Raw genomic sequence first — 21,801 nt, 5'->3', positions numbered from 1 at the left:
TTAAACTGTTTATCGCCTTGTTTCCACTGCCTGCCACTCCTAAACGTAGCATAAGGTCTTATGTTTCACCTGTCGTCGATATCTGGTTTCCCCCGCATATTTTCCGCGATAATCATGATTTCAGTCACAACAAATGAGTCGAGTTAGTTCATGCATCTTTCGATAATCATTCCCGCTTTTAACGAAGAGCTTCTGATTGAAGCCTGTCTAAAATCTGTTCATGCATCGCTCGCAGCGAATGCCAAGCCTGGCTTTACCTCGGAAATTATTGTAGTCGACAACAACTCCACGGATAAAACGGCTGAGCTTGCGAGGCAGGCTGGTGCGCAGGTCGTTTTCGAGCCCGTCAATCAGATTGGCCGGGCGCGAAATACCGGAGCTGCCGTGGCAACAGGAGGCTGGCTATTATTTGTGGACGCCGACAGTATTTTGAATCCCGAATTATTTGGCGATATTCTGCGGTTGATAGAAGAAGGCAGAATTGTAGGTTGCGGGAGCGCCATCAAAATGCAGGGTCTGCCGTGGTGGGCCAGTGCTGTATTGCGACTCTGGACCGCAACATCCGTCCTCTTTCACTGGGCGGCCGGCGCACTTGTCGTCAGCCGGGCGGATGCATTTCGTGATGTTGGTGGCTTCGACCAGGAACTTTATGCCGCTGATGAAATAACCCTGAGCGAAAAGCTGAAAAAATGGGGACGGACGCGCGGCCTGCAATTCCCGATCCTGACGAAACATCCGCTGGAGTCCTCGCCGCGAAAGGTCCAGCTCTACTCCGCGGGAGAGATTTTTGGCCAGATCGCACGCGTTATGCTGAGTCCCCGCCGGTCTCTGCAAGACAAAAAGCACCTGTCAGTCTGGTACGATGGGCGGCGCTAACCTGTCACGGGCAATAACACCAAATAAGTGCGCATTCCCCTCCCCTTTGACAAGGTCCTGCGCTGGGTGGGACCAGTTCACGAAACGGAAAAATTGCCACGCTAAGCGTGGGTCGAAGCCGGCACCCAACGATACAGGGTCGGAATAGACACGCCGAGGTTCTTGGCCACGTCCTTGGGGGGGACACCGCTGGCCAGCAGCTTCCTGGCCGACTCGATCTTGCTGTCCGTCATCTTGGGCTTGCGCCCACCCTTGCGGCCGAGCTGCCGAGCGATCTCCAACCCGGCGCGGGTACGCTCGACAGTCAGCTCGCGTTCCATCTCGGCGAGGCTGGCCATGACATGGAAGAAGAACCGGCCGGAGGGGGTGCCGGTATCGATGGCATCGGTGAGGCTCTTGAACTGAGTGCCTTGCTTGCGCAGTTCGCCGACCAGATCGACCAGTTGCTTGACGCTGCGACCCAGTCGATCCAGTTTCCAGACGACCAGTGTGTCGCCTTCGCGCAGCATTTCAAACGCCTTGGTCAAGCCAGGACGATCGATTCTCTTGCCGCTCACCTTGTCCTCAAAGACTTTTTGGCACCCGGCCTTGGTCAAGGCTTCCCGTTGCAATTCAAGGTTCTGATCCTGCGTCGAGACACGCGCATAACCAATCAACATGACTTGTCTTCCGAATGGTCGTCGTTGCGCTCTTCGTCTTCGACATTCTGCTGCACGGCAGGCAGTTGCCTGAGCAGCACCGGCAGTGCCTTCGCAAGCACCTTGGCACGGAATTTCGGCGGCAGGTCGGCAGGGGTGAGCAGATTGATGTGGATGCCAAGGAGCGATTCCAGCTTTTCTTGCAAGCCGCCCAGGTCGAACAGGGTTGTGCCGGGCAGTGCATCAACCAGCAGGTCAATGTCACTGCCGTCCTGGTCGGTGTCATGCAGCACCGAGCCGAAAACACGCGGGTTCGCCGCACAAAAGTGACTTGTCGCTTCGCGTACTGCACTTTGCTTGAGGTCAAACGCAACGGAGGGTCGCATCGGTATTCTTCCTTATCGAAACTCGTTGAGATGATAGCCAATCAAGAATAGAATTTCAAGAACTATTTTCGAGAATAGCAATGCCTTGATTTTGCATCCCGTATCAACATGCTGGCCTGGTTTCTCGAAATCCCTCGTTTATAAGAAGAAGGCACCTGCATGCCCCGCTGTTCGATCCTGTCCGCCGCCTAGCGGCAAAACCTTCTGGCGTTTCCCGACAACCACCCCGACCCGATCCGGTACTACACACTCAGCGAGGCCGACCTTTCCATCATCCGACAGCGTCGAGGCGCGGCGAATTGCCTCGGCTTCGCGGTCCAGCTCTGCTACCTTCGCTTTCCGGGCACGGTGCTTGGCGTCGGCGAGCCACCATTTCCTCCTTTGCTGAATCTATTGATTCGACCAAGTGAAGTTTGAAGTTTTCACGCTGCCTATTTGACGTAAGGATCCTGAAAATATTTCTTCACACGATCAAGGGATTGCTCCAATATCAGCATATGTTTTGTGCCAGTTTCCTTGAGTTTGGCGTGCGCACCGGTACTTTTGAGCAGATATCTCTAAAATAGATGAAGAGATAAATTAATTTTTATTATTGATAAACAAAATACGAGGATGCTACTGTAATAAATGACATTAAATATGAATTTGTTCCCTGGCTACTGAAACTGCTGAATGTCGAACACACCTCCTGTCCCAGAACAAGCTGACGGGGAAACCTATCGCGCTGTAATTCTCGGTGCTGGCGTTTCGGGTCTCTGTATGGGCAGGACCTTGCGTAAAGCCGGCATCACCTCATTTCTCATTATCGAGAAATCTGGAGGAATTGGAGGCACGTGGTGGAACAATACCTATCCCGGAGCCGAGTGTGATGTCCGCTCTCACCTCTATTCGTACTCCTTCGACCTCAACCCCGACTGGTCTCAGGTCTACGCTCCGCAACCTGAAATCCGTGAATATCTGGTGCGCTTTGCCACGAAGTTCGATCTCCTGCCTCACATCAGGCTCAATGCCATCCTGACGAGCGCGCGCTTTGATCCCGAACAGGGGTTCTGGCTGTTACGGCTTGAAAACGGGGAGCAACTGAAGGCAAATTTCTTCATCTGCAGCGCGGGGCCGCTGAGCGAGCCGCGCTATCCTGATATCCCGGGCATGGATACCTATGAAGGACGTCTTTTTCATTCTGCGCGGTGGGATCGCGATTATTCCCTCGATGGCAAGCGGGTCGCGGTTATCGGCACGGCGGCGAGCGCGGTCCAGATCATTCCCCGCATTGCTCCCCTTGCTGCAAGGCTTTACGTCTGCCAGCGCTCCCCTAACTGGGTCATCCCCAGGCTGAATCATGTTTACGCGCCATGGGAAAAAGCCCTGTTTCGGTTAAAGCCGGTTATCAAAGCCAACCGCTTTCTGCTCTATTGGCTTCACGAAATGAACCGTCTTTCCTTTAATCCCGGCGGTTTCATGGCAAGGATCGGGCGCGGGCTTGCAGAATGGCATCTCAGGCGGCAGGTAACCGATCCGCGCCTGCGGGAAACGTTACGTCCCAGCTATCCCTTCGGCTGCAAGCGCGTCCTGCTTTCCAACGACTACTACCCTACCTTCATGCGCTCCAACGTGGAGCTGATCGATACTCCCATCCAGCAAATCAACCGCACTGGTATCCTCACGTGCGACGGGCAGAGACGTGAAGTGGACGCGATTATCTGTGCGACCGGCTTCAATGTAAAACATATGTTGTCGGTAGAAATACAGGGTTTGCAGGGCGATACCCTGAACGAGGCGTGGGCAGGTGAACCCAAGGCTTACCAGGGAGTCACAGTGGCTAGCTTCCCCAACCTTTTCATACTTCTGGGGCCAAACACGGGGCAAGGACATACCTCCGCAATCCTTTTTATAGAAACCCAGGTGAGCTATGCGCTGAAATGCATCCAGGAGGTTGCCAGGCAGCGGAAGCGCTTTCTTTCAGTGAAACCCGAAGCCATGAATCGGTATAACGAGGAATTGCAAAGGACTTTATCGACAACGGTATGGGCTGCAGGATGCCGGAGTTGGTACAAGACAGAATCCGGAAAAATCATCGGAATTTATCCGGGATTCTCTTTTCAGTATGCGAAGCAGCTTCGAGAACCCCGATTCGAAGATTATGTCATGTGCTAAGCCTCGTGGGGCTGGTAGCTCCGTGCATCAACCACTGCGGCCCTACCACAGATCCCCGAGCACCCTGTTGAGTATGAAAAGCACCACCGCCAGTCCCAGCAATCCCAGCAGCTTGCCGCTTTCCTCCATCCTGTCTGAGATCAGGCCCGAAACCTCGCCGGATTTGCGGAAGAAATACAATGCAACCGCAATGCCGATCACCATTGCTGCATACAATATTTCCACATAGCCGACCTGAAAATACCATTCACTTTTGTCCACGCCGGCATTTCCTTTCCTGTTCATCTTGCTTCCTGGTTGGCAGGGAGCGCTTCTCCTGCCTGCCCTCTCGATAGACTCCTGCCGGTGGATGTCCGGCAGTTCCGCAGTTCTAGGCGGCGACGACATGGAGCATTCGCAGCAGCTCTTCCGCCGCAGGCCTGGAAGAAGCCGGGTTCTGACCGGTTATCAGCTTATCGTCGACTTTGACGTAGGGTATCCAGTTGTCTGCCTTGCTGTATATGGCGCCGCGCTCCCTCAGCCGATCTTCCAGCAGGAATGGAACAACCGAGGTCAGGCCGACCGCTTCTTCCTCGGTATTTGAAAAACCGGTCACGCGCATCCCTTTGACCAGATACTCCCCGTCTTTTCCCAACACGTTGACCAACGCAGCGGGAGCATGACACACTGCGGCAATCGGTTTATCGGCTTCTATGAAATCCTTCAGCAGTGAAATGGATAGCCGGTTATCCGGCATCTCCCACATCGGGCCATGCCCTCCGGGATAAAAGACCGCATCGTAATCGGCTGCCGAGATGTAGGTCAGCTCTTTCGTATGCGCAAGCTCAGCCTGTGCGGCGCCGTCTGTCCGGAAGCGGCGCGTCAGGTGAGTCTGGTTTTCCGGGAGATCGCTTTTCGGGTCGATCGGTGGCATATTGCCTTTCGGCGAAGCCAGCGTGATTTCCGCTCCTGCATCCTTGAACACATAATAGGGGGCAACGAATTCTTCCAGCCAGAAGCCGGTTTTCTTTCCAGTGTCGCCAAGTTGATCATGGGATGTCAGAACGATGAGAATTTTCATGTTCATCTCCTTTGTGAAAAACATCGAAACACCAACGGAAAATTGGAACAGTTAATCTATAGCAGGTATTGGCAACGCTTTCAAACTCGACAATCGGCCAACGATGCTGGTAATTGAAATACACCATCCGGGAGGACCGGAGGTGCTGGCGCCTGCGTCCCATCCGGTTCCCAAGCTTGGCCCCGGTGAAATCCTGATCAAGGTGGCAGCAGCCGGGGTAAATCGTCCCGATATCCTGCAGCGCCGGGGGCTTTACCCTCCCCCTCCAGGCTCCTCGGAAATACCCGGGCTTGAAGTCGCGGGGGAAATTGTTGGATCAGGCGAAGGCGCAACCCGATTCAAGCTGGGCGAAAAGGTTTGCGCGCTTGTTGCAGGGGGTGGCTATGCTGAATACTGCGCGGTGCACGAAAACAACGCCCTGCCGATACCATCGGGCCTTGACATGATCGAGGCAGCGGCATTGCCGGAAACCTTTTTTACCGTCTGGACCAACCTGTTTCAGCGCGGCAAGCTCAAATCGGGCGAGACTGTACTCATTCATGGGGGCACTTCGGGCATTGGCACCACCGCCACAATGCTGGCCAAGGCTTTCGGCGCCGTTATCCTGACAACGGCAGGCTCGGAGGAAAAATGCCGGGCATGCGTTGCCCTGGGCGCTGATTTCGCCATCAATTACCGCACGCAGGATTTCGTCGAGGAAGTCCGGAAGTTTACGGATGGCAAAGGAGTCGATGTCATTCTCGATATCGTCGCCGGAGACTATGTGGCGAGAAACTACAAGGCGGCTGCGCTCAATGGCCGTATTATCCAGATCGGTATCCAGAACGGCGCCGCCAGGGAACTAAACCTGATGCCTATGCTGGCAAAGCGGTTGACGCATACCGGCTCGACCCTGCGATCTCGCACCGTGGCTGAAAAGGCTCAGATTGCGCAGGAACTGGAACGGCAGGTCTGGCCGTTATTGCATCAGGGAAAAATAAAGCCGCAAATATTCAAAACGTTCCGGCTGGAGGAAGCTGCCGAGGCGCACGCACTGATGGAATCAGGCGCCCATATCGGAAAAATCGTTTTGAAGACAGGAGCAATTTAAGCACTGTCGCGGAAAGCAAAAACAAGGCACGTCAAGCTTGTGCAAAAGTTGGGTATACAGCGGCACACGGACGTGGATCGACACCAAATCTTGACACTTGATACTCATAGATGGGTAAAGAATGCCGATGAGCTGGCCGCATTTAACGGCCTTCGGGAGTTCGCTAACTGTTTAACCCCATTGCGGAATTTTAGGGCGATCCGGTTCCGGCGTTACAGGATCAGTGCCCCGGAGGCCGGGCGGCACATTGCTTTCGGCAATGCGTTCCCAGAAACTGTCCAGCCCATTCCCTTCGAACACCCGGGTCGCCTGGAAGAATCCAAATGCGGCATTACTCAACATGTGCCCGGATTCATGCTCGAATGTGGCTGGAATAATCTCTCCTCCCACATAGCGCGCAGTATTCACGAAGCTGAAAGCGCCAAAATTGAACGCCCTGCCATCCAGTTGACCGACCCATCCGCCCACTGTGAAAATGTTGCCTGTTTTCCAGTCGACCTGCATGTCACGGATTCGCAACCGGTCCACCTGGCCGAAAGTGACGAGATAACCGACGACGTTCAGGGCGAACAAGACGAGGCCGATGGCGTGGCCCGGCCAGCTCATGGGCATCAGGTAGCTGGTCCAGCCGAGTATCCCCTGGTAGACATCGCTCTTCGCTACCGGCGGGATAACTGCCAGAAAGGTGATGATACCCAGTGCCGCACCGATGATCGGGCCGAAGATCATGCCGCCGATCATTGCGTTGGCGCCTGCGGTAAAGCCGATCAGCGCACCGCGCAACGCACCTTCCCAGCTTCCATAGGCGATGCCGCCCACGACAGCTCCAATGGCCGCGCCTGCAAGCCCCGCCACCGCCGCATAAGCCAGGAGCGTGCCAAAGCCGATGGCCATGCCTACTCCGAAAGTCAGCACGGAAACGGCTACCACGGCCACCACCACGGCAATGGCGATGACAATGGCACCCAGCACGTCCCAGAAGCCCAGTCCGCTCGGATCGACGTAGCGTACCGGGTTGTTGCCCGCGTACGCGTACGGGTTCAAGCGCTTCGGCTCCTGCAATCCCTGTTCCGGCTGGTAAAGATAGAGCGGATCGGGTGAGATGAAGCGGCCCATTAGCGGCGAGTACCAGCGCGCGTTGAAGTAGTACAGCCCGATGTCCGCATCGAGCTTTTTGGTCGCGAAAGCCGGCGGAAGTGCGCCGGAGGGAGCCACGATCACGCTGCCGAATGGATGAAAAGCGGTTTCCGTCAGAAGATTGCCACCCGCATCGGTATAGATGACGGCACTGCCCAGGTGGTCGTTATGTATGAAAACAGTCGTTCCGTCCGCAACGCAGGCGACCGGCAGGTCGCCTGCGAGTATCCAGCGCTGGGTGGACCCGCTGCCCGGCGAAGTTTGCGACTCGAACAGGTTATCCATGTAATGTGTCGTCTCGGTCGACCCCCCCAAAGTTGCTTCGCGCCGGCTCAGCACGCCCTTGTGGTCATAGAAGAAAACCACATCCGCGCCGCCTGCAATCTGCACCCCTGAGAGTTGCTGCTTGGCATCGAAGGTCAGGGTGCGCCCAGGCATGGAAGTGACATTGCCGTTCGCATCGTACCCGAACAGGGTAACGGCATTGATACCATCATTGTGGCCGCTCAGGCGGTTGCTGTTGCCTCCATTCTCGTAGAAGAGCGGATTGGAGCTGATCAGAGGATTGCGAAGGAAGTTCGCTGCCTGGTCATATTCATAGACGTGCGAGTAGCCGGCGGTCGGATCGGGGCTGGAAGCCTCCAGAAGATTGTTGAATGCGTCGTACCCGAAGATTTGCGTCCGCACGAATCCGGCTGCTGCGGCCCGCAAATCCTCGATTGCCGCCACATTCCCCACCTTGTCGATGTCATACCGGGTATGAAAATAGACCGCGCCCGTCTCCGGCCGATGAGTGCGAAGCTCCCGCAGCCGCAGAGAAGCCGGGTCGTAGCCGTATTCCGTCCGCACACCATTCTCATACTGGAGTGCGGTTCGAACCCCTGCGGCGGTATATTCGATAGTATCGACTGCGCCGGGAATGCGTCGCAGCAGGAATCCCGAATAGTGTTCGAAATCGACAATGGCCCCATCGGGATAGCCCACGCGGGTCATGCGGCCGATCCTGTCGAATGTGTAATTCAGCGCGAGGGCTTCGGTCTGGCCGGGCGCCAGCCGGGAACGCAGGGTGACATTGCCACGCTCATCGTAGCTGTAAGCGGTCTCACCGGCGGGATCAAGGGTCCGCGCCAACCGGCCTGTCAGGTTTGCGCCGCTCCCTGCATCGTAGAAATACTGCTCCGGCTCTACTCCTCCATACGCGGTGGCAGTGATGCGGTTCAACTCATCGTAGGTCCGGTTGATCGACTCACCTGCGGCATCCACCTGAAGCGCGAGATTTCCGGAGGCATCATAGGCCAGCAGGCGGTTGCCCGCGTCCACATGTTCGATCCTGATCTCCTGCGCGGTGAGATCGCGGGTGATACGGCTGAGGATAATACCGCGGGGATCGGTGATCTGCCGCAAGCGCCCTGCACCATCGAGCTCATAGCGGGTCGTGCGGATCGTACTTTGGTCGCGCTCTTCCACTCCGACCAGGCGGTACCAGGAATCGTAGAGTTCACGCCGGGGCGTTCCAAACGAAACTTCCGCTACGGGATCGTTATCTCCGCCATCGGAGAAAAGCGTATCGAACGGCCGGTATTCCGCGCTTGATTCACCCCCGTCGGGGTGCACTGTACGAATTGCCCGACCGAGTGCATCGAAGAAAAAGCGGCGCCGCGGTGCGGAAGGATCAGCCGGATATGATTCAAACTCCAATCCCTCGGCATAGAAGGATTCCAGCTTTTCCGCCATTTTTCCCCGTGCATTGGTCACGGCCTGCCCGCTCACCGAAACCATGGCGCCATCATGCTCTGTGCGGCGCTGATACAACGCGCCGACTCCATCGAGATACTCATTGACCGCGATGGTGCGGGAATCCCCGGAAATCACGCGATAACGCGTGCTACGCAGCGCTGGCAGCACTGAAGTTTCGTAAGAATAGGTTACGCTGGGAAGGGCAAGCGTATCTCCAGGCACGGCGACTACGGCAATGCGCGCCAGAGGGTCATAGCGCGACTCGGTCACTCCGCCGTTGGGGTTCACCATGCGTCTGGGTCTTGCAACGCGAAGATCATGCTCGACGGTTGCAATGAAACCTTTCGCATCGATGATCGAGGTCGCAAACAATCTGAACTCATCAAAGGTGTAGGTCGTGTCGTTCCCCCGTGCATCCCGGCTGACCACGACATTGCCGCGCTCATCGAGGCTGAGTCGTTTATGATCATATAGCCATGCAGGTTCGCCATCCTGGTCCTCTCCATCGCGATATCCCAGTGCCGGCAAATCCGGTTCATGAGTACCATACACGGAAGTAGCCGTGCTTTTATGCAGGGCAACCTTCTCCGTACGTGTGAGCAATCCTTTGGTAACCTGGCCAAGAGGCAAGCCCTCGAAGGCGGGGCCGTCATAGTAATGCCGCAGCTCGTTCAGCAGATTGCCATCACCGTCGCGCTGGACGATACGCGCCACATGATCGCGGACGCGGCCGGTCGGGTCCTGTGCGTACTCGGCCCCAGTCGTCGCGAGCAACGGAACCCCCTCCCCTCCTTCTCCCCTCCGCTCCTCGCCTGTGACGTTTCCGGAAGCATCGAACGAGAACATCCTTCGTTCGATGCGGGCTGCGGACTGGCGCTCGAATGTCGATGTGACCGTCTCTTCGACGAAGGGAAACAGCACGCGACGGCCATCGGACAGCGTCTGCTCGATTCGCACCACCCACCGGCTTTCTTCGACCCGGTAGGGAGCCGAGGCCAGCGGACCCGCATCTTCGCCGAAAACCTCCACCCGGAACAGCTTTCTTTTCAGGCTGCGACGCAGCTCCGGATCTGGCTCGGAGGGCTTCCCGGAAGCTTCGGTATGGTAGTGAAAAACGGTTCGGCAGGAAGGAATCGACGCATCCCCTTCCTCGATCTGTTCCGAGCGGCCGAATCCGTCGAATTCGCGGCGGTATCCGTCGTAGTGACCCTCGTGATACCGGTAACGGGTCACGTTGTGCAGGCCGCTGATCGAGTCGTCGATGGTAACGGCGGATACGACCTGTACGGGAAACGGAAGAAATGACATCCACGGTTCTCTCTGCTCCTGATCGCGCCTTGCCTCAGCGGTCGAGCTCGCATATTCAATAGTCGTAACGCGGCCCAGACCGTTGTCGATGCGGCCAAGCAGGCATGGTTTCACATCGCCGGTAAAGTCGAGATAGCGATAGTCGGGATATGGGCTGGTCCACAAAAGCCCGGCCGTTCCGGTCCCGCTCATATCTGCGACCCGCAGGGTATCGGCGCGTGAAGTGGGTGGGGTGTAACGAATGGTCTGCGGAGGACTGAACGCATTTCCGGATTGGTTGATCCAGTAGGTTACCTCGTCGTAACCGACAAAAACGACGTCGGCCAGCCCATCTCCGTTGATATCGGTGATGAACACCCGGGCCGGATCGAACGGATAAGGGAATCTCGGTGCGGCAGTCATTTTGCGCGATTCGGAGAAGTGACCGCCGCCGCGAGAAGGCCAGTATTCGAAATAGCCGCTGCTGAACAGCACTACATCCGGTATCTTGTCGCCATTCATGTCAGCCAGCCGCATGCGCGGATCACCGGAGGAAAGATTGGGAACGGGTGTCGGCAGATCGTCCTTTGGTACCAGTCGCGGGGGTTCCCAGCCTGTCGCCCCGCGATTGTTGTAGACCTGCAAACCGGTGCGCCCGTCGTGTACTGCATCGACGAGCCCGTCACCATTGACATCCATCAACTGCAGTCCGCCTGTTTCAAAGGCAAGCTGCGGTGAGCGGATGTATTGGTTGAATCCATCGAAAGCGCCGGTTCCCTCGTTACGATAGAAGCCGCTGAGCGTCCCGCTGCCGACAAGCACATCGGCTGCGCCATTTCCGTCCATATCGGCAAACTGCACACGATCTTCCGCCGTGGAGAACACAGCCGGGAATTGCGGCAAGGAACGGGGTGGTTCCCACCTGAGCTGGCCGGTATTGGACCAGTATCGCGCGATGCCGTTTTCGATCGACAGGACGCCGGGCAGGCCCCGTCCATCCAGGTCGATCAATTCCAGGTTGGGCTGGTCGAGACCGGGAGGGGCGGCGCCGATCTCAGCCGTGAACTTTCTCAGGCGGCGGCTGGAGGGGGTAAACTCCGTATAGGAAAACTGGAGCGGCGGAAGCGATGCTGATTCTCCCGTTGCAGGATCATTGCCCGAGAAAGTGACCGAACGCAGAAGCGACAGCCCGGACAGCGGCGCCAGGTCATATGCGAGTGACCAGCTTCGCACAGCGGCGGGCCCCAGGGGCTCGACATGGAGCGTGATCCGCGTGCAACGCAGTGTGGTGCGTTGTTCGAAGCCGCTGCGGAAATCGGAGAACGCATCGGGCCTGACCTCATATTCGAACCGGATGACATAGATGGCATAGCGGATCTCCTCGATATACCGCTGCCCCTGTTCACTGCGATACCGGTAGGTGATGGCATTGCCCGTAGTGTCTTCAGTACGCTCGACCAGCCACGCGAATACGCGTGCAGTCCCGTTATCGTCAAACTCGATGCGGTTTTCAGCGGTTGTGCCGAAGGTATGGCGTATGCCGGACTTCTCTGTAACCTGCCATCCGCTGTCCGTTCGGCTGAACTGTTCGAACCCATTCTCGATCGAAGCCCGGAAAGTGTCAGGACCGATGGGCACAAGTTCTGTCTGCCCGGCGAACAGGAATGTGTCGTCTTCCGTATAGGATGGAGTGCCTCGAAAAGTGCGGCGGCTGATGGTGGCAAAAGGCAGGGACCAGCCGAGACCCCAGGGACTGTTGCCGGCGCCGGTGCTGTAGCCAAGCGCAAGACTCGGCTGGAAATTACGGATGCCGGGCAACAGATCGAGTGGAATCCGATAGTTGCCGACCCCTGAATTCAAGTCAGGCTGGAAAGTCTCGCCCAGACCCCGCATGTCGCCGCCCCCGGCGGGATTGGAAGTGGCCTGGCGCTCGACCGGAGATTTATTGGCCACTGCCTACCCCCTCAGGTCCATGGTTTCAGAGAGCGACAATCCGGAAATTGTCGAAGTGTGCGCCTGCGCTGCCCCAGCAGAAAAGACCGGCACGCCCTGCATTCGGCAGCGAGGCATCCTGCCCGAGAAGGATTTGCTCATCATTGAGATAGGCCCTCATCTCCGATCCGCTGAAGCGAATTCTCAGCGAGTGGGTTATACCCGTTTCATACCCATGCGTGTCATCGAGGGCCGCCGTATCCAGTTCCTGGAATACGCCGCCCACCTTCTTGCCCATGCGGCGATAGTTGCGCTGCCCATCCATGAGGAAGTAATAGAAATTGTCCACATCCTGCCAGCGGAATACGACGCCAATACCGCCGTTATCCTCGGAACTGCCATCCACTGCAACGATATGATTTTGAATCGCCGGGAGTTCCGTCGTGGTTTTGCGCACCAGGTAAGTGCCCGGTTTTTCGGGGCCCGTGGCGCCGGGCTCGAATGCGCCTCCATGTATACCTGACGTTTGGTCGATGCGCTGCGCTGCGGTATTGAAAACCCACTGCGACGGCGCAGACACTGTCGCCTGCGGATCATCGACTACATCGAAATTTGCAAGCGTATCGGCATCAAAGCGGTCGAGCAGGAGAAGGTATGGTTGCCCCGGAATGCGGCGAGGGGTGAACTCGTACTCTGTCGTCATTACAATGTTCTGTACCTGTGACCATTCGAAACCGGCATCGAAACGAGCCTGGTTCTGGGCGACCGGAATGGTTATCTTCCACTCCTGTAACCAGGGCTTGCCAATGAATGCATTGAGCGGACTGGATCCGCCTGTCGAAAGTGCGCCATCCGCTGTAGTGGACTGGGTGGCGGTCGTACCATCCGCGGCAGACACGATGACGGTCAGATTTTCGGCAGAAACGCCCTCCTCCGTTTCGATCAGGAACGTGAGTTCGCGCACGCGCGGATCGAGGTGATAGAAAGGCAGCATGGTCGATCGAAGCGTGAACGTCACTTCACCGGCATCCTGGAACGCAAAGAACTCGTCGAAAAGCTCGTACCGAAGCGCGACAGTACGGCGTCCGGCATTGACCTGTGTGACTGCGAGCTCTTCAAGCACCCTGAGTTTGAGGTTCGGATCGAAGAACGACTCATAATAGATCACAAGTTTGATGTCGGTGATGTAGTTCAGGATGATGTCGTTGGCAGCAGGATTGAGCTCGAACACCCATGAGGTCGAGACCGGGCTATGTTCGAAGATAGCCAGCATTTCCACATCGGGCGTGAAGATTACCGCGTCGGCGGCAATGCGGTATTGCGACAGCAACAGCGTTTCCGGTTGCAGCAGCCGCATTTTGATGCCGCCATTGCGCATGCGCGAAAGGCAGAGCCCCGTGTTGGTGAGGCTGGCATGGATTCCTCCCCTGCCGATCAATCCTTCGATAATGACCTCGACACCCTTGATGCGCTGGAGATAAGCGCCGGGATAATTCCGGTCGAAATCACTCAACTCCGTGCGGAAACCCATGGTCCCCGTGCGTTGGAAATCGCGCAGGAACTGGACCGGGTAGCGATCTGCCAGCGAAATGATTTCCTTCATGGGTTGCTTTTTCTCGCCGAGAATGATCCGCATGAAGGTGAATGAGTCAATATCACGCAGCAGGAAATCACCAGCCAGAAGGCCCGCCAGATCATTCCGGTTATACGATGGCTTGATGATATTCACGGCCTTGCCGACCTCGTACTCGTATGCCTGCTCCATCAGCCGGGCTATGACGATGGCCTGGCTGAGGTATGACTGGGAAATCTGGCGAATTTCGTTTGCCAGGCGATTCCACAGATCGGGCGTGAATTCCTGCGAATCGAACAGCGCCAGTTGCTGCTCGGCCTGCTGCTTGCGCAGGGTGGCGATGTTCTTCTGGATATCGGCAGCTTCTTTCTGTTTGGTAGCGATATCCACCTGCTCATCGGCGACCCTCTTTGCTGCTTCCAGCTCGCTGATGCGCCGGTCCATGTTGTTGAGTTCGAAATCGCGCGATATCTCGCGGCGCCGGCGAGTCAAGGTCCGCAGCACCTCATCGACGCGATGGGTCCCGTTCGAGATTCCATACTCCTCATAACCCGAGAAGTCATATTCGGTGGTAGGCGCGCCTACGTATGTGATCTCTGCATCGAGCGCCATCTCCTCCAGGCTTACATCCGCGTATTCCTCTTTCAGGTCCCGGGCGTTTTCAAGCTGTGTGTTCGCATAGGCCTGGTTGGCCTCGATGGCCTCCTTCTGCTCCTGCGCAATCTCGACTTTCTTGATCTCGAGCTGTTCGTTGGCGGCCTCCAGGTCGACCGCATTCTGCAACATGGCGCGCTGGAATTCCTCCTGCTCGGCGCTGGTCTTGAAATTGATATAAGTCCGTTCCGCCTGAATCGCATGTTCCGCGAAATAACGCGCGGCGTTCTGCAGATAATCGAAGCGGAATACCGGGACCTGCTCGCGTGCCAGGCTGAGCAATGGGAAGTCGATGCCATCCTGGATATTCTGGATGTTGAGCTTGGCCAGCAGCACGACTGACGCAATCGAAGGGTTGTGCACCTCAGGATCAAGCGGCTGCGGCGCGTCCAGAATCGCTTGCGCCTGTGCCGCAAGGCCGTCGAAAACGGGTGATTTATACAGGGGCGAAGCCGGATCGAGGATGGGGTCGGTCAGGCGCACGATCTGCTCATACCGCGTTCTCGCGTCGGCCTTCTGGCCCTCCTCAAACAGGAAATGTCCCCAGCGGAGATAGGCGTTGGCGAGTTTCAGCCAGACCATGGGCGCCTCGATAGCCTGGTTGAGATATGTATAATCCCGCGCCTTTTCGTACCAACTGATGGCTTCCTCATAATCGCCCAGTTCAAGATGGCAGTCACCGAGGCTCAATGGAATGGTGAAGCCGTAGGTATGAGGGATGTAGGCGATGAAATTGGTTTCAAGAATTTCGAAAGTGGCGAGCTCCGTGAGTGCCGTAGCGGTGATACGCGGCTGGTAGAGGGTTGCGGTAAGGTTTGCAACCGCATCGCCCTGAAGATCGACACTCACGATCTGGTCTCCCTTGAATACCCCGAACTGCTGTGCGGCGCTTGCGGCAGAAACAGCGGGAGACACATTCATGTACTGACTCGAACCGGAGGGTGAATTAAGGATGAAGCCGAGCCCTTCGCTGCCCATCGGCCTCTGTATTGCAGTGGCGGTACCGGGGTTGAGCGGTTGTGTAAGCATTCTTCCAAACGAAAGCGGAACTGAATCTCCCGCCGCCTGGAAAGCCGCGCCAGAGCTACGCGCATCGCCGGTCAAGGCTGAAACCACGCCGATGTTATTGCTGATTGCGCCCAATTCCGCAGTTCGGGTGGGCGGTACAGCCGCTGCAGCTCCCTCTCCCGCTACATCCGTGATTCCCGGTATACCGGTTACCCCCGGTCCCGCTGCCCCCGGCGCAGTCCCGGGCGCTGCGCTCACGCGCCTTGCCAATTCGAACGCTTTCGCGAAATTATCCCGGGCATTGTCAAATTCGCCCCGTTGAACACCAGCAACGCCGGATGCCACCAGCAGGTTGGATTCCAGTTCCAGATCCCGTCCCCCATTGAGTTCGAGTGCCTGCTGGATGATGGGCTGCGCTTCGGAAGTTGCTCCCGCCTGAAGATATACAGCAGCCTGTTCGTAAAGAACGGCTGCAGGCGGGGTGACAGCCGTGCTGCCTGTACCGCTGAATTTCTGTACAACCGAGGAGACCTCTCGCGGAGGGGTTCCAGTTGCGACGATAGGTCCGGCGGTGATGGCGGCACGGTATTTCGCTACCTGCGCAGTGGCAGCAACCATTGCTTCAGTCAATTGCAGGGGCTTCAGAACAACAGTTGCGATTGCAGTAACGCCCACCGGAAATTGCGGATGAAGAAACTTGTGCAGCAGGGAGTAGGCAGTCTGATACTCGTTGAGCGCATTCTGAAATTCATCCTGGAAAAAATAGCGATGGCCACTCGCGAGATGCTCCTGCACCTGTTTTTCCAGCGCTGCTTTAGGATCAACTTCGATTACCCCGAATTTCAGAACCTGGGGGACAAATTTATAGCTGTAGTAATTGCTGAGGTACTTGGTTGCCATATCCGGTTCCTTGTTCGCTGCTCTTATCAAGTAGCCGGCAGAAGTCGGCGACGCGGCTATTCGGGATGTCCTGAAATAAACATAGATGGTGCTTCCGGGTTAGTCAAACCGCGTTTCTTCCGAATTCAATCTGGCGCGCGGGTGATTGGAATATCTTCCTGAGCTTTTAGCGCGCCTTTGAGTAACTGTCCCCACCCTCTACGGTATCTTCGAACCCCCGCAAGCCCGTTCCGGGCTTGCAGAAGGAGTTCAGGACGAATGGCATGGGGACGAAATTCATTGTCTTTACTCACAATTGATCATCCACGGTATGCCGAACTGATCAACCAGCATGCCAAACCGGGCAGCCCAGAAGGTGGACTGGATCGGCATCTGCACGGTTCCATTTTCCGACAATGCCGCGAATATGCGTTCGGCTTCTTCCGGTTTGTCCGTATTCAGGGCTATCGACATCCCCTTGGTTTTTTCATAATGTCCGGGCGGCGCGTCCGAGGCCATCAGGACAGCCTCGCCTACCGTCAGGCGCGCGTGCATGATTTTGTCATGCCATTCCGGCGGAGTTTGTTCCGCCATGGGTGAACTTCCGAAGGTAAGCATTGCTGTGATCTTCCCTCCGAGACATTTTTCATAGAACTTGAAAGCGCTCTCGCATTGACCGTTGAAATTGAGATAAGGGTTCAGCTGCATGGGAAACTCCTGCGGTTGGTTGACGATTCAAAGCGGAATTCAATCTCTCCTACAAGGGAACGTTTATGGCACCCTATGTACCTGTGGTCGAGACACGAAACTCACGTACAGATTCGATATTTTGCAGTGCTTTTGCAAGCCCCGCAGCTCTGCCGACCTTCGTCGTCCTGACATCCATGCGGTACTCGAACAAGCCCGCTCGGGTAATACGGTAACTCATGGTTGCAATCTCAAACCCATGGTCGATCGCCAGGGCACGAACTTGGTCTTCCGGCATCACCTTATGGCGGTCAAAGCTTACGTGATACTGAGCGTATGATTGCCGCGGGACCCGATCTTCGATCAGACGGAAAAGCGAAAGTATCCCGAGGGTCAACAGGGTTCCCAAAATACCGGGAAGGAAAAAGCCTATACCCATCAGTATGCCGATACCGGCTGTAATCCAGATGGAAGCGGCAGTGGTCAGGCCGCGAACACTCAGGCCTTCCTTGAAAATAACTCCGGCTCCAAGAAAACCGATACCCGTCATGATGCCCTGGGCCATTCGGGTAGGGTCCATTCGCACGGCCTCGATTGTTATGTTTGGCGGCAGCCACTTCCACTGATAGAGCGTGACCAGCATCAGCAGACTGGATGCAAGGCAAACCAGTGCATGCGTTCTGAAACCGGCGGGGTGCCCGTGCAGGCTTCGCTCAAGACCGATAGCGCCGCCCGACAGAACTGACGCCAAAAGATGAATAGCAATGGTGACGGAATCATCCGCGTTCGTTATAGCTTCCAGAATCCTTCCTCCTTTTAACCCTTCATAGTAAACCGAAATCGCTTCAGCCGGCCCTCCTCTCTCCCATCTACATGTTTCACGTTAATGCCAGGGGTATATTTCCATTACACTAAAAAATAGGGGGTATATCCAGGTTGTGCATGATTGAGGGGTCTGAGGGGCATAAACCGAGGTAACTGTGTGCGCAGTAAATTGGGGGCAGCGATGAGAAGGACAGGTCCTGTCAAATTGGCAGGATTTAGCGTGATGCCGCTTGATACTGCCGGTGAATCGGGCACCGTCAAAATTCCCCAATAGACGTGCAATGCCCTTTGCTTATTGCACCCTACGTTTCTACGTCTCAGCTATGTTGTGAGGGGAGTATCGAATCTGCCAGGGCTTCCTGGAGTTTTTTCTCCTGCTCGGGAGACAGTGACGTTCGCAGGACTTTACCTTTAACGTCGGTGAGCTCCGCCAGAACCTTTTCCGGTTGCGCGTTGCGCACGAGAATGAAAAGCGCCGACGATCCCGGGAGAATCAATTTGCAGTGCCGGATCTCCAACCAGAGAAACAGATTTTATGCCGCGCCTCCACTGGCGCTGATGTTCTGTCCGGTAACCCAGCCGGACTCCTCACTCACCAGAAAAAGGACAACTCGCGCTATATCTTCCGGCTCTCCTACGCGCCCCAGGAAAGACATCGCTGCCATCCGTTTTATCGTTTCTTCGCTTTTTCCCGTAGTGAACATTTCCGTATTGACCGGCCCTGGCGAAACGATATTTGAAGTGATGCCGCGATCCCCAACTTCTCTTGCGAAGACGCGCGTGAGTTGTTCGACAGCACCCTTGCTGGCCGCATAGGCGCCATAATTGGGAAGCATCAATCGTGTAACAGTGCTGGATAAATTCACCACGCGGCCTCCATCCTCGAGCCGGACAGCAGCTTCCCGCAGAGCATAAAAAACGCCTTTCACATTGACATCCAGAACGCGGTCGAATTCGTCGTCGCTGATATCAGACATTTTTCTGGACAGGAGCATGCCTGCGTTATTGACGAGGATATCCAGGCGCTGAAAACGTTCGATTGCGGCATCGAAGAGCCTGCAAACTTCAGCTGAATTGCTGACATCCGCCTTGATGGTAATTGCCTCTGCGCCTGCCTGCTGGATCGCGGTGCAGACTGCCTCGGCCGCTTCCTTATTTTTAGTATAGTTCACGACTACATTTGCGCCCGCACCTCCTAATGTGCGCGCTATTTCGGCACCGATACCGCGTGATGCGCCCGTGACGATAGCGACTTTATTGTGTAGCGGTTTGTTCATTTCATTTTTTGATTATTGAGTCGGCGAGCAAACAGTACAAACGCCGTCCCGGGCGGAAGCCGGTATCTAGTAACGTTCAGAGCACGCCATTATTGGTTTGGGCTGGATTCCGGTTTACTGGATTCAGAATCAGGTCTGGAATGACGAGATTCATAGTATTCCTGGCTGGATCAATAGTTACGGATGAACGCCTCCCTCTTCTTCTGTTTCCTCTTGCAACGATAGCTTGATTCTCGTCTGCCCGCTTATTCCGCAAATTGAAACTGCAGGGAAAAATTCCGGGATCTATTCTGCGGATTGATCGGTAAAGCTCAGCTCGATGCCGTTTCCAGCGGGATCTTTAAAAAATAACTGAGTAATGCCCAGCGCAGGTACCTGGCCTTTTCTGAACAGGATGCCGTGCTGCTTCAACCGTGTCTCCATTTCAGGGTGTCCAGTGCAGGTAAATGCGGCATGATCGAAAGTAGTCGATATATGAGTATGCCGCACTTCATCCACGGCCGCTTCACTCAGATGAAGTACGCATTTATCGCCGGCATAAAGCCAGTACCCGAAGCTGTCGAGCGGAGGGCGAAAACCCTGCGCGAGTCCCACTACATCGCAATAAAAAGCCTTGAGGCTATCGAGCAATTCTCGTGGGGCACGCAGATTATAGTGATTGAAGTCGATGACTCCCACGGCTCACTCCTTTGCTCCGCTTGCTTCCAATAATTCTGCCACGTTACTGTGGTTTTTGCTCAACGCCCACTGCAACGCGGTTTTGTCCCACTCATTCCTTAGATTGGGGTCGGCGCCGTTTTTCAGAAGAACTCTTGCGGCTTCAACATGCCCGCCTCTTGCGGCCATCATAAGCGCAGTTGTTCCATTATCGGATGTGGAATTGATCGGCACGCCTCCTTCCAGCAAGAGCTGGATGATCCGGGGGTGGCCTCCTGTTGCGGCATAAATCAGCGGGTTCCATCCCTCATGGTTGATTTCCGCTCCCTTGATGTACAGTTTTCGGACAATATCTTCCAGACCGTGCAGGCTTGCGAGCATGATCGCTGTTTCGCCATAGCGGTTGCGAAGGTTGAGTCGGGCGCCGGCCTGAACGAGCAGATCGACAAGATCGGCATTTTTATGACGGACAGCGGCCATTAAAAGCGTATTTCCCTGCTCGTCGGGTGTATTCGGATCAGCGCCCTTTGCGAGCAGTTTGCTGATATCGGATGTATTATTGTCTTCAGCCGCCCAGCGCAAATCTTCATAAACCCCACCCATTGCATAAGGCTGCTGAGAGAGACTGGCAGCAAGCACCAGACCAGCCATAAATAATTTTCTGGATGAACTCATAATTCAGGCCGCCTTGAACAAGTTGAAAAAGTTATCGGTCGTGATCCTGCCGATTTCCTCGATAGGGATGCCGCGTAGCGCCGCTATTTCTTCTGCGACGTTTCTCACAAACGCGGGTTCGTTTGTCTTGCCACGATGCGGCACGGGAGCAAGATAGGGTGAGTCCGTTTCTATCAATATCCTGTCCAGGCTGATTCTTCTGGCCACATCCTTCAACGCAACGGCATTCTTGAACGTGACAATGCCTGAAAACGATATATAGAAATTCATTTCCATCGCCTGCCGCGCTACTTCCCAGCTTTCCGTAAAGCAATGCATGACTCCCCCCACCTTGTCCGCACCCTCCTCCGCCATGATCCTCAGTGTGTCGGCAGCGGCTTCACGCGTGTGGATGATGAGGGGTTTCGAGCATTGGCGGGCAGCGCGGATATGCTGACGGAAACGCTCCCGCTGCCATTCGAGATCGCCCTTGAGGCGGAAATAATCCAGTCCGGTCTCACCTATCGCCACCACCTTTGGATGATCAGCCAAAGACGCCAATTGTGCCGCCTGCGGTTCGGCGAGATTTTCATAATCGGGGTGGACGCCGACCGAGGCGTATAAATTGGGATGGTTCTCGGCAAGAGCGCGGACTCGGGGAAAATCCTGGAGATTGACACTCACGCAGAGTGCATGACTGACGTCATTTTCCCGCATTCGGGCCAGCAATTCATCCAGCCTGCTCGCGAGATCGGGAAAATCAAGATGACAATGGGAATCGACAAACATGGTGGAACCCGGTCAAAAAGGAGAAAGGAAGACATGACGACAACAACAATTATTCCTCTGATCCAGGGATACTGGCTTATGGGCGTCAGTTGATTATCGCCGCTATTGATTCCAGATAGTCGCTTAATCGAACATATCACAGGGAAAAAAATCCCGATAGTAGGCTCTGTATATTAACGCCCCTAATCACCGCCGGTGGGCAAGTCACTCTCACCCTGCCTCAGCAGCAGTATTCAGGTGCAAAAATGACGTCACAGGCCATAACTACCTGTATCCGGTACTCGCGGCCATAACGGCTGATTGCTTTCAACCCATTTTTGAAGCCTTCTCCGTGCAGAATCTCCTGCCGTTTTTATTTCCAGATGATCACAAATGGACTTCCAGGAATTGAGGCTTGCAACACCTTTTAATTTTCCATCCCAAGGTTTAAACCACCGGCTTTAGCCGGTCAGCTTTAGCTGCGAAAATAATAAGCTGCACGAAGGGAGGTGCGGCATGGAT

16 protein-coding genes and 1 pseudogene are annotated in these 21,801 nt (G+C 55.6%); 4 read left to right on the top strand and 13 right to left on the bottom strand.

Annotated elements, in window-relative coordinates; all coding sequences use genetic code 11:
• Positions 1-150: 150 nt before the first annotated feature.
• Positions 151-876, top strand: a complete 726-nt coding sequence (locus tag C8R21_RS09105; protein ID WP_107762404.1) for a glycosyltransferase — start codon at positions 151-153, stop codon at positions 874-876.
• A 101-nt stretch (positions 877-977) separates the two neighbouring features.
• Here C8R21_RS09105 and C8R21_RS09100 read toward each other — a convergent pair whose 3' ends face one another.
• Positions 978-1,535: a recombinase family protein gene (locus C8R21_RS09100; protein ID WP_107762403.1), complete on the bottom strand. Its 558-nt coding sequence runs from the start codon at positions 1,533-1,535 to the stop codon at positions 978-980.
• Positions 1,529-1,900, bottom strand: a complete 372-nt coding sequence (locus tag C8R21_RS09095; protein WP_107762402.1) for a nucleotidyltransferase family protein — start codon at positions 1,898-1,900, stop codon at positions 1,529-1,531. The genes C8R21_RS09100 and C8R21_RS09095 overlap by 7 nt, the downstream gene beginning before the upstream one ends.
• Positions 1,901-2,104: 204 nt before the next feature.
• On the opposite strand from C8R21_RS09095, the pseudogene C8R21_RS09090 reads away from it, so the two are divergent.
• Positions 2,105-2,296: pseudogene (locus tag C8R21_RS09090) on the top strand (DUF4158 domain-containing protein); the annotation flags it as partial.
• A 276-nt stretch (positions 2,297-2,572) separates the two neighbouring features.
• On the top strand, positions 2,573-4,054 hold the full coding sequence (locus tag C8R21_RS09085; RefSeq protein WP_107762401.1) for a flavin-containing monooxygenase: 1,482 nt from the start codon (positions 2,573-2,575) through the stop codon (positions 4,052-4,054).
• A gap of 42 nt (positions 4,055-4,096) precedes the next feature.
• Here C8R21_RS09085 and C8R21_RS09080 read toward each other — a convergent pair whose 3' ends face one another.
• Together C8R21_RS09080 and C8R21_RS09075 are read right to left on the bottom strand one after the other, a co-directional pair.
• Positions 4,097-4,339: a hypothetical protein gene (locus C8R21_RS09080; RefSeq protein ID WP_258192329.1), complete on the bottom strand. Its 243-nt coding sequence runs from the start codon at positions 4,337-4,339 to the stop codon at positions 4,097-4,099.
• An 85-nt stretch (positions 4,340-4,424) separates the two neighbouring features.
• The gene (locus C8R21_RS09075; RefSeq protein ID WP_107762400.1) at positions 4,425-5,114 is read right to left on the bottom strand and encodes a type 1 glutamine amidotransferase domain-containing protein; all 690 of its coding nucleotides are present in this window, start codon (positions 5,112-5,114) and stop codon (positions 4,425-4,427) included.
• 103 nt (positions 5,115-5,217) lie between these two features.
• Here C8R21_RS09075 and C8R21_RS09070 point away from each other — a divergent pair, with 103 nt between their 5' ends.
• A complete protein-coding gene (locus C8R21_RS09070) occupies positions 5,218-6,204 on the top strand; it encodes an NAD(P)H-quinone oxidoreductase (protein ID WP_107762399.1) in 987 nt (328 codons plus the stop codon).
• 171 nt (positions 6,205-6,375) lie between these two features.
• Here the strand turns inward: C8R21_RS09070 and C8R21_RS09065 are convergent, their stop codons facing one another.
• The 9 genes from C8R21_RS09065 to C8R21_RS09025 form a co-directional block, all read right to left on the bottom strand.
• Positions 6,376-12,318 carry a toxin TcdB middle/N-terminal domain-containing protein gene (locus tag C8R21_RS09065; RefSeq protein ID WP_107762398.1) on the bottom strand — a complete coding sequence of 1,981 codons (5,943 nt, stop codon included), beginning with the start codon at positions 12,316-12,318 and terminating at the stop codon, positions 6,376-6,378.
• A 25-nt stretch (positions 12,319-12,343) separates the two neighbouring features.
• The gene (locus C8R21_RS09060) at positions 12,344-16,432 is read right to left on the bottom strand and encodes a Tc toxin subunit A-related protein (RefSeq protein ID WP_107762397.1); all 4,089 of its coding nucleotides are present in this window, start codon (positions 16,430-16,432) and stop codon (positions 12,344-12,346) included.
• A 285-nt stretch (positions 16,433-16,717) separates the two neighbouring features.
• Positions 16,718-17,119, bottom strand: coding sequence for a VOC family protein (locus tag C8R21_RS09055; protein ID WP_107762396.1), 402 nt, complete (start codon positions 17,117-17,119; stop codon positions 16,718-16,720).
• 73 nt (positions 17,120-17,192) lie between these two features.
• Positions 17,193-17,849, bottom strand: coding sequence for an MgtC/SapB family protein (locus C8R21_RS09050; RefSeq protein WP_107762395.1), 657 nt, complete (start codon positions 17,847-17,849; stop codon positions 17,193-17,195).
• Between the two features lie 391 nt (positions 17,850-18,240).
• Positions 18,241-18,420 carry a DUF1269 domain-containing protein gene (locus tag C8R21_RS09045; RefSeq protein WP_258192328.1) on the bottom strand — a complete coding sequence of 60 codons (180 nt, stop codon included), beginning with the start codon at positions 18,418-18,420 and terminating at the stop codon, positions 18,241-18,243.
• Positions 18,421-18,456: 36 nt separating this feature from the next.
• Entirely contained in the window at positions 18,457-19,200 is a 744-nt protein-coding gene (locus C8R21_RS09040; protein WP_107762393.1) for an SDR family oxidoreductase, read from the bottom strand.
• Positions 19,201-19,485: 285 nt separating this feature from the next.
• Positions 19,486-19,878 (bottom strand): VOC family protein, encoded by a 393-nt coding sequence (locus tag C8R21_RS09035; protein ID WP_107762392.1) that lies wholly within the window; start codon positions 19,876-19,878, stop codon positions 19,486-19,488.
• 3 nt (positions 19,879-19,881) lie between these two features.
• A complete protein-coding gene (locus C8R21_RS09030; protein WP_107762391.1) occupies positions 19,882-20,532 on the bottom strand; it encodes an ankyrin repeat domain-containing protein in 651 nt (216 codons plus the stop codon).
• Between the two features lie 3 nt (positions 20,533-20,535).
• Positions 20,536-21,300, bottom strand: coding sequence for a TatD family hydrolase (locus tag C8R21_RS09025; protein WP_107762390.1), 765 nt, complete (start codon positions 21,298-21,300; stop codon positions 20,536-20,538).
• Between the last annotated feature and the right edge of the window lie 501 nt (positions 21,301-21,801).

Source organism: Nitrosospira multiformis (genome assembly GCF_003050865.1).
Taxonomy (GTDB): domain Bacteria; phylum Pseudomonadota; class Gammaproteobacteria; order Burkholderiales; family Nitrosomonadaceae; genus Nitrosospira; species Nitrosospira multiformis_E.
Note: the sequence above shows the minus strand (reverse complement) of the source record. Positions and strands in the feature narration are given on the sequence as shown.

Bases quoted from the DNA above. Each gene is read 5' to 3' on its own strand.
- C8R21_RS09030 (WP_107762391.1), bottom strand. From the start codon at position 20,532: ATGAGTTCATCCAGAAAATTATTTATGGCTGGTCTGGTGCTTGCTGCC.
- C8R21_RS09070 (WP_107762399.1), top strand. From the start codon at position 5,218: ATGCTGGTAATTGAAATACACCATCCGGGAGGACCGGAGGTGCTGGCG.
- C8R21_RS09040 (WP_107762393.1), bottom strand. From the start codon at position 19,200: ATGAACAAACCGCTACACAATAAAGTCGCTATCGTCACGGGCGCATCA.
- C8R21_RS09075 (WP_107762400.1), bottom strand. From the start codon at position 5,114: ATGAAAATTCTCATCGTTCTGACATCCCATGATCAACTTGGCGACACT.
- C8R21_RS09105 (WP_107762404.1), top strand. From the start codon at position 151: ATGCATCTTTCGATAATCATTCCCGCTTTTAACGAAGAGCTTCTGATT.
- C8R21_RS09085 (WP_107762401.1), top strand. From the start codon at position 2,573: ATGTCGAACACACCTCCTGTCCCAGAACAAGCTGACGGGGAAACCTAT.
- C8R21_RS09080 (WP_258192329.1), bottom strand. From the start codon at position 4,339: ATGAACAGGAAAGGAAATGCCGGCGTGGACAAAAGTGAATGGTATTTT.
- C8R21_RS09060 (WP_107762397.1), bottom strand. From the start codon at position 16,432: ATGGCAACCAAGTACCTCAGCAATTACTACAGCTATAAATTTGTCCCC.
- C8R21_RS09095 (WP_107762402.1), bottom strand. From the start codon at position 1,900: ATGCGACCCTCCGTTGCGTTTGACCTCAAGCAAAGTGCAGTACGCGAA.
- C8R21_RS09100 (WP_107762403.1), bottom strand. From the start codon at position 1,535: ATGTTGATTGGTTATGCGCGTGTCTCGACGCAGGATCAGAACCTTGAA.
- C8R21_RS09055 (WP_107762396.1), bottom strand. From the start codon at position 17,119: ATGCAGCTGAACCCTTATCTCAATTTCAACGGTCAATGCGAGAGCGCT.
- C8R21_RS09025 (WP_107762390.1), bottom strand. From the start codon at position 21,300: ATGTTTGTCGATTCCCATTGTCATCTTGATTTTCCCGATCTCGCGAGC.